Raw genomic sequence first — 10,239 nt, forward strand, 5'->3', positions numbered from 1 at the left:
TGTTTGACTGATCCACCGCTTTCGCGAGCAAGCCCGCTCCCACAGGGGATTTTCAGCGTTCTTGAGCTCAGTGCTCCAGCGCATACCGCCGGCAATGATTCAAATACCCTTCCTCATGGCTCCCCACCAACTGCACCACACTGGTCCACAGCCACGAAGGCGCATCCAGTTGCCTGGAGCGGTTCTCTTGCAACAGCGCCATCCAGTCCTTGCGCGTATCCCGGTCCATCTGCCGCGCATGGGCCACGCCGACCACCCGCGCCAGGTACCCGGCCGCGTGCATCGCATCAATCTCGCTCAGCTCATCCAGTTCCAGCTTCATGTCCTGGGGCAGCAGTTCGCGGATGAAAAACCCGTGATCCAGAAACCGCGTGGCCAACATTCGCTCCCCCAACGCCGGTGACAGGTGCCGCGCGCCCTCCACCACGCGCCGGCCGTTATCCCGAGGCATTTTTGCCCGGGCCGCACGCGGCGCCGCAGCGCCTACCGCTTCCTTGATGTCGAGCAGGCAGTATTCCTGATCAGACTTGTCCCCTACTCCCAGCAACACCGCATAACGCAGCAACCCAAGGGAGCTGCAACCCTTGACCCAATAGGCCGAGTCCAGCAGCTCAACCTCGGCGTCGTTGGAGCGGCCTTTGAGCGAAGTCACCAGCCGGTGGATTTCATCCGACGCGCACAACGTTTCAAGGGCTGATTTTTCCGCCCGCGACAACGACCAGAAATGCTTGCCCAATGGAATTGTCGGCCGGGTGTTTTCTATACGTTCGCGAGCCAGATTCTTCCAGGTGCGCTCCACCGCACTGCGCATCCCGGCCTTGACCTGGGACGGGCGCGGCGGTGCCTCGTCGGGCTTGTCTTTAAACGCCTGCGCGTAGCCCACCATCATCTCTTCAAGCATGCGCGCGGTGGTCACCCCCGGCAGGTCCGAACCCCGCGCAGCGGTGGCCAGGGACAAGGCCAGGCGCACCAGGTCATGGGCCGGATTGCCGATCACCGCCTGGTCAAGGTCACGGATATGCATATCGATCCGGCCCTTGGTATCGCCCGTGGGCCCAAGGTTACCGGCGTGGCAGTCGCCGCAGATCCAGATCGCCGGCCCGTGGGGCAAGCGCCGGCCGCGCTGGCTGTGCAGCCACTCGTAAAACTGAACCGTACTGCCCCGCACATAGGCGTGGGCGGAGCGCGCCATCTTCAGGTTGCGCAGTTGCGTGAGGTGGGGCATTCGCGAAGAGGGACGCGGAATTTTCATAGAAGTACTCGTCGTGGAGATACGGTAGAGGCTGGCCCGCGACAAATGTTTCATTTTGTTTCAGAGGATTCTATTAATAAGCCACGCCAATCAATCCCACTGCAATCGGTCTTTCTATTCCTCCCGTCTCCGGGACTAGCATCGGGTCAACTCGATGCAGCGAGTCACAACCCTAACTGCACACATCCCCAAACACTGCCGCCCTAACAAAAGAGATAACGCAGATGAATGAAGTGATGAACACCGCACCCGCCAAGATCAACCTGGTCAAGGCCCGAGGCTCGCTGGTATGGGACGATCAGGGCAAGGAATACATCGACTGTACCGCCCAGGCCTGGTCGAACAATTTGGGGGCCAATGACCCCCGGGTGGTGGAAGCCGCCGTTGCGCAATTGCGCGAAATGACTCACATCCGCCCCAACTTTGGCTCACCGGCCCACACCCGGCTGGTGAAGAAGCTGCGGGAAGTCTCCCCGGGCGCCCTCAACCAGATGGGCTTTGCCCTGCATGGCAGCCTCGCCGGTGAAATGGCGATGAAACTGGCTTTCAAGAACCGCCCCGGCGCACAGAACCTGCTGGTGCTGCAGGACGGCTACCACGGCCGCTCCCTGGCCACCCTCGGCGCCAGTTGGCCGCACCCGAACAATCCGTTCCTGGCGATCCAGCCACGTTTCACCCGCGTCCCCCACCCCAACCCGTACCGCACGCGCCTGGGTATGGACCCGGAAACCGAGTCGCAGCTGTGCCTTGGCCTGCTGGAAGAAACCATCCTCAAGGGCGTCGACGGTGGCGTGGCAGCAGTGATGATGGAACCGATCCAGGGCAATGGCGGGCATATCGAGTTCCCCCGCTCCTACTACAAAGGCGTGCGCGAGATCTGCGACCGCCTCGGCGTGCTGCTGATTTTTGATGAAGTGCAGACCGGTTTCGGGCGCATGGGCACGATGTTCGCTGCGGACTATTACGACGTGCTGCCCGACATCATCGTGTTCGGCAAAGGCGTCGGCGGCGGCTTCCCGCTGGCCGGGATCCTCGCCGATGACAAGCTCAAGTGGTTCGACGAAGGTGAAGAAGCCCTGACCTTCGGCCACTTCCCGGTCTCGCTGGCCGCCGGCTACGCCACGGTGGAAGCGATCGTCGCCGACAACCTCTGCGAAAAGGCCCGCGACTCCGGCGACTACATCACCGCCCGCCTCAAGGACATGCAAACCCGCCACCCGCTGATCGGCGACGTCCGCTGCCCCGGGCTGATGGCGTCCATCGAGCTGGTCAAGGACCGCACCACCAAGGAACCGGCCTGCCGGGAATCCCAGGAGGTGTATCGCCTTGGGGTGGAGCGCGGCGTATTGTTTGGCGAAAGCCGCTACGCCGGGCTGGGTAACCTGATCAAGGTCAAGCCTCCTCTGGATATCGAACGCCCGTTGCTGGCCAAGGCCCTCGATGTGCTGGACGAGGTGATCGGCATCATCGAGGAGCAACGGCCATGAGCACATTCGTTGAAAACACCGTGACCGCCCCGCCGAATGCCCAGGCCCCGCTGTCCAGCGACGACGCCGACCTGGCCAGCCTCGGCTACGAGCAAAAGATGCACCGCACCATGAGTTCGTTCACCTCGTTTGCCCTGGCCTTTTCCATGGTCTCGATCAACACCGGGGTGGTCACGCTGTTCGCCGACCCGTTCAACCGCGTCGGCGGTATCGGCATCCTTTTGTGGCTGCTGGTGATCCCGCTGGTGTGCTGCATCGTCATGGTCTACTGCCACCTGGCCGGGCGCATTCCGCTTACCGGCTACGCCTACCAATGGTCCAGCCGGTTGGCGGGCAATCACTTCGGCTGGTTTACCGGCTGGGTCGCGTTCACCTCGTTTGTCGCCGGTACAGCCGCCACCTCGGCGGCCATCGGCACGGTGTTCGCGCCGGAGATCTGGGCCAACCCGACACAGGGCCAGATCCAGGGCCTGAGCATCGGTGCCACGCTGGTGGTAGGCCTGCTGAACATCTGCGGGATTCGCCTGGCCACGCGGATCAACGACATCGGCGCGATCATCGAAATCATCGGCACGGTGCTGCTGGCGATTGCGTTGTTCTTCGGGGTGTTTTTCTTCTTCGAGCACACCCAGGGCGTGGCGATCCTGACCTCCGCACAACCGGTCAGCGGCGGCACCCTCAGCTTCACCACCCTCGCCCTCGCCACCTTGCTGCCGGTCTCGGTGCTGCTGGGCTGGGAGGGCGCCGCCGACCTGTCCGAAGAAACCAAGGACCCACGCCGCGCCGCGCCCCGGGCGATGATTCGTGCGGTGCTGGTGTCCAGTGTATTGGGCTTCGTGGTGTTCGCCTTGCTGAGCATTGCGATCCCGGGGTCGGTCAGCGAGCTGCTCAGCCACAGCGAAAACCCGGTGATCAATATCGTGCGCCTGCAACTGGGCAACGCCGCCGGCGTGGGCATGATCGTGATCGCCTTCGCCTCGATCCTCGCCTGCCTCATCGCCAACATGGCGGTGGCCACGCGCATGACCTTCGCCTTGTCCCGGGACAACATGCTGCCGGGCTCCAAGGTGCTGGCGAAGATCAACCCGCACTTCGGTACGCCGGTCGCCGCCATCGTGCTGATCACCGCCATTGCCGTGCTGCTGAACCTGGCGAGCGGCGGGTTTGTCACGGCGATCTACTCGATGGTCGGCCTGACCTACTACTGCACCTACCTGCTGACACTGATTGCCGCGTACCTGGCCTATAAAAATGGCCGGATGCCGGGGGCGCCTGCGGGGGTGTTCAGCCTGGGCAAGTGGTTGTTGCCGATGATCGTCCTCGGCGGCCTGTGGGCCATCGCGGTGATCCTGACCCTGAGCGTGCCCGAAGAAAGCCACACCGGCGCCATCACCACCGGGGTTACACTCGGGGTCGGCGTGCTGTGGTGGTTGTTTTCGCTGCGCACGCGCCTTAACAATGGCACCGCCGGGCCGAGCGGCAAATTGCTCGACCACTAGCCGCTGATTGCAGCCAAACAACAAAACCCCGGACGCCGGGGTTTTGTCTTGTCACCTTCAAGGAGCTTCCCGATGTTTGAACAGGCCAGCTGGCTCAATCAACCCCAGCAATGGAGCCGAGAAGGCCAGCGCCTCAAGGTGCGCACCGATGCCAGCACCGATTTCTGGCGCGAAACCCACTATGGTTTTGTGCGCGACAACGGGCATTTCCTGTTTGTTGAAACCGACGGTGACTTCACCGCCCAGGTCAAGATCCACAGCGCGTTTACCCACCTGTATGACCAGGCCGGGTTGATGGTGCGGGTGGATGAAGCGCATTGGGTGAAGATCGGTGCAGAGCTGTCCGACGGTGTGACGCTGTTGAGCAGCGTATTGACCGATGGCGTGTCGGACTGGGCCACCGGTGTGTTCCCGGGTGATCCCGAGGCGTTCTGGATTCGCGCCACCGTGGCCAAGGGCGTGCTGCGCGTGCAGGTGTCGGTGGATGGTGTGAGCTGGCCATTGGTGCGCCTGGCGCCGTTCCCCGTGGCTGCGTCGTATCGGGTGGGACCTTATTGCTGCACGCCGGAACGTGGCGGACTGGAGGTGGAGTTTTCCGAGCTTCAGGTAAGTGCGCCCAACGGCAAATCCCTGCACGACCTGTCCTGACTAACCCCGGCTGCTCGCCACTTCCATCGCCAACTCGGCAAAGTTGCGCGCCGCCACACTCGGTTGTGGCGGCAAGGCGACCGCCACTTCACACATCGGCATATCGCTGATCACCGGGAAGGCCAGGCCGGGCCGTGCATAAAAACGTGCGGTGGACAGCGCGGTGATACTGATCCCGCGCTCCGACGCCACCGCCTGCAACTCGGTCTCCACCGTCGAAGCTTCATGGACGATCCGCGCCGGCTGGCCATCGCGGTACGCGTCGGCGGTCCAGAAACTGCGCCACACGCCCACTCCCGGTGCAGCAATGATCGGCTCATCCAGCACATCGTAGATGCTCACGCTGCTCTCCCCGGCCAACCGGTGGCTGGACGCCAGGCACGCCACGCAGGGTTCGGTCACCAGGGTGTGCAACTCGATGTCCGGCAGGCCCAGTGGCGGGCGCAGCACCGACACGTCCATGCCCTCGTCGATCCCGGCATGGGGCGAGCCGAAGTCATACTCGCGCACCACCAGTTCGATCTCTGGGTAGCGCTTGGCGAACACGCTGAGGATTTGCGGCATCAAGTCCACACCCGCGCCGATCAGGAAGCCGATATTCAATGAGCCGCGTACGCCGCGTGCATGTTCGAGGGCGGTGCGTACCAGGCGGCTTACGCCATTGACGATTTCCCGCGCCTCTACCAGCAAGGCCAGGCCGGCTTCGGTCAGTGCTACGTTGCGGGTGTTGCGTTGGAACAGTTGTACGTCCAGCAGCGCCTCAAACTGGCGGATGGTCTGGGACAGCGCCGGTTGCGAGACATGCAGGCGGGTCGCGGCGCGCACGAAGCTGAGCTCCTCGGCCACCACCACGAAGGCCTTGAGTTGACGGATGTCTACGCCGGAAGTTTGCATTGCAGCCTCTTATGATCAGTGGCAGACCGAGTGGGAGAATAACCTGTGGCGAGGGAGCTTGCTCCCGTTGGGTTGCGCAGCGACCCTGAAACCATCCGCCGCGTTCTTGCTGAACTAACACCGTCGCTTCTTTGGGGCCGCTACGCAGCCCAGCGGGAGCAAGCTCCCTCGCCACAGCGTCGACCCAACCTCAGTGCATGGCCACTTCACGCAACCACGTCTTGAACGCCAGCATCGCCGGCGTCTCGGCCCGTGACTGCAAGCGCGTCAGCCAATAACTGCCGGTGGTGATGCCGATCTCGAACGGCTGGCGAATCACGTCCGTCGCCAACTGCCGGCTGAACATCATCGCCGGCGCGAGGGCCACCCCCGCCCCTTGCAGCGCCGCCTCCATCATCGCCAGGGACGAGTCGAAAACGATACTGCGCGGCACCAGCGTATCGGCAGGCAAGCCCGCGGCCTGGAACCATTGCGTCCACTCATCCGCACGATATGAGCGCAGCAGCGTGTGCTTCAACAGGTCCGCCGGAGTCTGCAATTGCCGAGCAAGTTGCGGCACGCACAGCACCGTCAGCGGCGCCTCCAGCAATTGGCACGCCTCGGTGCCGTGCCACGCGCCGGAACCAAACCGGATTGCGTAATCCAGGCCTTCGGCCGCCACGTCGACGCGGTTGTTGTTGGTGGACAGGCGCAAGTCGATAAACGGGTAGCGCGCCTGGAAATCCGCAAGCCGCGGCAACAGCCAGCCCACCGCAAAGGTGCCCACCGCGCCTACCGTCAATACTTCGCGGTAATGCCCACCTTCAAACTGGCCTAAGGTTTGAGCTATCCGGTCGAAGGATTCGCGCAACACCGGCAGCAGGGTCTCGCCCTCGCTGGTGAGCATCAGGCCCCGGGGCAGGCGTTTGAACAGCGTGACATTGAGCTGCGCCTCCAGGCTTTTCACCTGGTGACTGACCGCCGCCTGGGTGACGCACAGTTCAATCGCCGCCCGGGTAAAACTCAAATGCCGCGCAGACGCCTCGAAGGCTCGCAGCGCGTTGAGTGGCAAATGGGAACGGAGCATGGCTTGACCCTAATTTTTCTAATGGCTGTTGCGAGATATCATCGTTTGCCGCGGGATCACAAACTGCCTAGATTTGCGGCGCCTGCGCAGGCAACGGTATTCACCCGATCACCTTCATGGAAGTCACGTCATCATGTACACATCCCTTTTTCCAACCGTGCGCAACACCGCGATATTCGCCTTATTGCTCGGCGCAGGCAACTGCATGGCGGCTACCGACATGCGCCAGGTCGTGGACAGTACTGTCCAGCCCCTGATGCAGCAACAGGACATCGCCGGCCTGTCGGTGGCAATCGTACAGAACGGCAAGGCGCAATACTTTAACTACGGCGTTGCCAGCAAGGAGAGCAAGCAGCCCGTCACCGAAAACACCCTGTTTGAAATCGGCTCGGTGAGCAAGACCTTCACCGCCACCCTTGCCGGCTATGCCCTGGCCAACGGCAAGCTGAAGCTGTCGGACCCGGCCAGCCAATACCTGCCGGCATTGCGCGGCGACACGTTTGACCACATCAGCCTGCTCAACCTCGGCACCTACACCGCAGGTGGCTTGCCCCTGCAATTCCCCGATGAGTCCGATAACGCCGGCAAGATGATCAGCTACTACCAGCACTGGAAACCGGACTTCGCTCCCGGCACCCAACGCCTGTATTCCAACCCGAGCATCGGCCTGTTCGGCCACCTGGCAGCGCAAAGCCTGGGCCAGCCGTTTGACCGGTTGATGGCGCAGACCCTGCTGCCGAAACTCGGCCTCAAGCACACCTTTATCAGCGTACCCAAGTCACAAATGAACCTGTACGCCCAGGGTTACGACAAGTCCGGCAAACCGGTGCGCGTCGGGCCTGGCGCCCTGGACGCCGAGGCCTACGGCATCAAGACCAGCACCTCGGACCTGATTCAGTACGTTGAAGTGAACATGCACCCGGCGAAGCTGGAGAAGCCGCTGCAACAGGCGATTGCCGCAACCCACACCGGCTACTACACGGTGGATGGCATGACCCAGGGCCTCGGCTGGGAGATGTACCCCTACCCGATCACGCTGGATGCATTGACGGAAGGCAACTCGGCACAAATGGCCTTTCAGCCCCACAAGGTCAACTGGCTGACACCACCGCAAGCGCCCCATGCCGACACGCTGGTGAACAAGACTGGCGCCACCGGTGGTTTTGGCGCCTACGTGGCGTACGTGCCGAGCAAAGGCCTGGGGGTGGTGATCCTGGCGAACAAGAACTACCCGAATGCCGAACGGGTAAAAGTGGCCCATGCGATCTTGAGTGCGATGGATAAATAAATCCCTGCACACCTCAAATGTGGGAGCGGGCAAGCCCGCTCCCACATTGTTTTGTGGCGTGATTCAAGTTGGGTTTACATCCCCAGCCAATGCGGCAAGGCCAGCGATATGAACGGCAGGTAAGTCACCATGATCAGGAACACCAGCAGGATCATCAGCCACGGCAACGCCGCGCGGATGGTCTGCCCCAGCGTCAGCCCTGTCACTGCCGAGGTCACAAACAGGTTCAACCCCACCGGCGGATGCACCAGGCCAATCTCCATGTTGACCACCATCACAATTCCCAGGTGAATCGGGTCGATCCCCAGCTTCATCGCAATCGGGAAAAAGATCGGCGCCAGGATCAGCACGATCGCCGACGGCTCCATAAAGCTGCCCGCCACCAGCAACACCACGTTGACCATGATCAGGAAACCAATCGGCGTCAGGCCCTCGGAGATCACCCACGCGGTGATTTCCTGGGGAATCTGCTCCGTGGTCAGCACGTGAGCGAAGAGCATGGCGTTGGCGATGATAAACATCAGCATGATCGCCAGGCGCCCGGACTCCAGCAGCACCTTGGGGCAATCCCTGATCTTCATGTCCTTGTAGATGAACAGCGCGACAAACGCCGAGTACACCGCCGCCACCGCCGCCGCTTCGGTCGGGGTGAACATGCCGCTGTAGATCCCGCCCAGGATGATCACCAGCAGCAACAGGCCCCAGAATGCCCGGCGGGCGCAGGTCAGCCACTCGCGAAAGGTCGCCCGCGGCTGGGCCGGCAGTTTCTTGATGCGCGCGACGATGTAGATCGCGACCATCAACATCAAGCCCAGCAGCAGGCCCGGAATCACCCCGGCCATGAACAGCTTGCCCACCGAGGTTTCCGTGGCGGCCGAGTACACCACCATCACGATCGACGGCGGAATCAGGATGCCCAGGGTACCGGCGTTGCAGATGATCCCGGCGCCGAATTCCTTCGGGTAGCCCGAGCGCACCATGCCCGCCACGGCAATCGAACCCACCGCCGCCACTGTCGCGGGCGAGGAGCCCGACAGTGCGGCAAACAGCATGCATGCCAGCACCGCTGCAATCGCCAGCCCGCCGCGGATATGCCCGACGCAGGCGTTGGCAAAGTCGATCAGCCGCTGCGCCACGCCACCGGTGGTCATGAACGCACCCGACAACAGGAAGAACGGAATCGCCAGGAAGGTATAGGCGTCCGAGGTTTCAAACAGCTTGATTGCCAGGGAACTCACCGAGTCCGGGCTGAACATCAGGATCGACACCGCGCCCGACAACCCCAGGGAAATCGCGATGGGCACACCGAGGAACATGAACACGAACAGCAGCAAAAACAGACACAGAACGGCCATCAGTGACGCTCCTCATGGCTGCCGGCCAACTTGCTGGCTTCACCGGCTTCGTCGGCCAGGCCCAGCCCGGTTTGGCGGTGGGTGAAGATGCGGTAGAAAATTTCCAGGTAGCGGATGAACACCAGGGCAAAGCCGATGGGCACGATCACCACGATGTCGTCGACGTCGATGCCGAACTTGTCGAGGTCTTCGGCGCCGATGTGCGCGGTGGTGACCGCACTCAGCCATTTGTAGCTGGCAACCATGAACAACCCGGCGTAGGCCAGGCAGCACAGGCAAGCCAGCATGCCCAGCAGGCGCTGCACCCGGCGCGGCGTCAGCTTGACCAGCGCGTCCACCCCCAGGTGGCCGGCGGTGCGTACGCCGTAGGAGATGCCAAAGAAAATCAACCAACCGAACATGGCCTTGGTCAGCGCCACGCTCCAGGTCATGTCCTGGGCCCAGCCCATGGTGTGGTCACCCAGGGCATTGAAGAAACCGCTGCTCCACGCCCACTTGTCGGCAAGGGCAAAGAACAGGGTGTAGATGTTGTTGAGCATGACGTAGACAAAAGTCACCAGGGTCATGGCGGCCAGCAGGATGGCGATAAAGCCTTCCTCCAGGTGCTCCCAGACGCGCCTTAGCGTTTGCATGGCAAAACCTCGCGAAGCGGAGATAGGTGTGTGCAAGGCTTGGAGGCGGGAACCGGATCAACATGTGGGAGCGGGCTTGCTCGCGAATGCAGTCTTTCAGTTGATGCATTCGGTGACT

At 62.3% G+C, this 10,239-nt stretch carries 9 protein-coding genes; 4 read left to right on the forward strand and 5 right to left on the reverse strand.

Going from position 1 to position 10,239, the window contains the following annotated elements:
- Positions 1-67 precede the first annotated feature (67 nt).
- A complete protein-coding gene (locus ACW9I6_RS26215; protein ID WP_102604955.1) occupies positions 68-1,252 on the reverse strand; it encodes a DUF2252 family protein in 1,185 nt (394 codons plus the stop codon).
- A gap of 224 nt (positions 1,253-1,476) precedes the next feature.
- Here ACW9I6_RS26215 and ACW9I6_RS26220 point away from each other — a divergent pair, with 224 nt between their 5' ends.
- From ACW9I6_RS26220 to ACW9I6_RS26230, 3 genes are all read left to right on the forward strand, one after another.
- Positions 1,477-2,739, forward strand: coding sequence for an aspartate aminotransferase family protein (locus ACW9I6_RS26220; protein ID WP_087695004.1), 1,263 nt, complete (start codon positions 1,477-1,479; stop codon positions 2,737-2,739).
- Positions 2,736-4,238: an APC family permease gene (locus ACW9I6_RS26225; RefSeq protein ID WP_087695002.1), complete on the forward strand. Its 1,503-nt coding sequence runs from the start codon at positions 2,736-2,738 to the stop codon at positions 4,236-4,238. The genes ACW9I6_RS26220 and ACW9I6_RS26225 overlap by 4 nt, the downstream gene beginning before the upstream one ends.
- A gap of 72 nt (positions 4,239-4,310) precedes the next feature.
- Positions 4,311-4,886 (forward strand): DUF1349 domain-containing protein, encoded by a 576-nt coding sequence (locus ACW9I6_RS26230; protein ID WP_177029131.1) that lies wholly within the window; start codon positions 4,311-4,313, stop codon positions 4,884-4,886.
- Here the strand turns inward: ACW9I6_RS26230 and ACW9I6_RS26235 are convergent, their stop codons facing one another.
- Both ACW9I6_RS26235 and ACW9I6_RS26240 read right to left on the reverse strand, forming a co-directional pair.
- The gene (locus ACW9I6_RS26235; protein ID WP_457340015.1) at positions 4,887-5,780 is read right to left on the reverse strand and encodes a LysR family transcriptional regulator; all 894 of its coding nucleotides are present in this window, start codon (positions 5,778-5,780) and stop codon (positions 4,887-4,889) included.
- A 190-nt stretch (positions 5,781-5,970) separates the two neighbouring features.
- Positions 5,971-6,846, reverse strand: coding sequence for a LysR family transcriptional regulator (locus ACW9I6_RS26240; protein ID WP_003215066.1), 876 nt, complete (start codon positions 6,844-6,846; stop codon positions 5,971-5,973).
- A gap of 133 nt (positions 6,847-6,979) precedes the next feature.
- Here ACW9I6_RS26240 and ampC point away from each other — a divergent pair, with 133 nt between their 5' ends.
- Entirely contained in the window at positions 6,980-8,134 is a 1,155-nt protein-coding gene (ampC, locus tag ACW9I6_RS26245) for a class C beta-lactamase (RefSeq protein WP_301050440.1), read from the forward strand.
- A 74-nt stretch (positions 8,135-8,208) separates the two neighbouring features.
- Here ampC and dctM read toward each other — a convergent pair whose 3' ends face one another.
- Both dctM and ACW9I6_RS26255 read right to left on the reverse strand, forming a co-directional pair.
- Positions 8,209-9,489, reverse strand: coding sequence for a C4-dicarboxylate TRAP transporter large permease protein DctM (dctM, locus tag ACW9I6_RS26250; RefSeq protein WP_003215062.1), 1,281 nt, complete (start codon positions 9,487-9,489; stop codon positions 8,209-8,211).
- Complete coding sequence (locus tag ACW9I6_RS26255; RefSeq protein WP_003215060.1) at positions 9,489-10,121, reverse strand: TRAP transporter small permease; 633 nt, start codon at positions 10,119-10,121, stop codon at positions 9,489-9,491. The genes dctM and ACW9I6_RS26255 overlap by 1 nt, the downstream gene beginning before the upstream one ends.
- Between the last annotated feature and the right edge of the window lie 118 nt (positions 10,122-10,239).

This window comes from Pseudomonas sp. SDO5522_S412, assembly GCF_054071215.1.

What these genes read in the sequence shown, in the direction of transcription:
- ACW9I6_RS26215 (WP_102604955.1), bottom strand. Translation starts at nt 1,252, where the DNA reads ATGAAAATTCCGCGTCCCTCTTCGCGAATGCCCCACCTCACGCAACTG.
- ACW9I6_RS26235 (WP_457340015.1), bottom strand. Translation starts at nt 5,780, where the DNA reads ATGCAAACTTCCGGCGTAGACATCCGTCAACTCAAGGCCTTCGTGGTG.
- ACW9I6_RS26240 (WP_003215066.1), bottom strand. Translation starts at nt 6,846, where the DNA reads ATGCTCCGTTCCCATTTGCCACTCAACGCGCTGCGAGCCTTCGAGGCG.
- ACW9I6_RS26255 (WP_003215060.1), bottom strand. Translation starts at nt 10,121, where the DNA reads ATGCAAACGCTAAGGCGCGTCTGGGAGCACCTGGAGGAAGGCTTTATC.
- ACW9I6_RS26225 (WP_087695002.1), top strand. Translation starts at nt 2,736, where the DNA reads ATGAGCACATTCGTTGAAAACACCGTGACCGCCCCGCCGAATGCCCAG.
- dctM (WP_003215062.1), bottom strand. Translation starts at nt 9,489, where the DNA reads ATGGCCGTTCTGTGTCTGTTTTTGCTGCTGTTCGTGTTCATGTTCCTC.
- ampC (WP_301050440.1), top strand. Translation starts at nt 6,980, where the DNA reads ATGTACACATCCCTTTTTCCAACCGTGCGCAACACCGCGATATTCGCC.
- ACW9I6_RS26220 (WP_087695004.1), top strand. Translation starts at nt 1,477, where the DNA reads ATGAATGAAGTGATGAACACCGCACCCGCCAAGATCAACCTGGTCAAG.
- ACW9I6_RS26230 (WP_177029131.1), top strand. Translation starts at nt 4,311, where the DNA reads ATGTTTGAACAGGCCAGCTGGCTCAATCAACCCCAGCAATGGAGCCGA.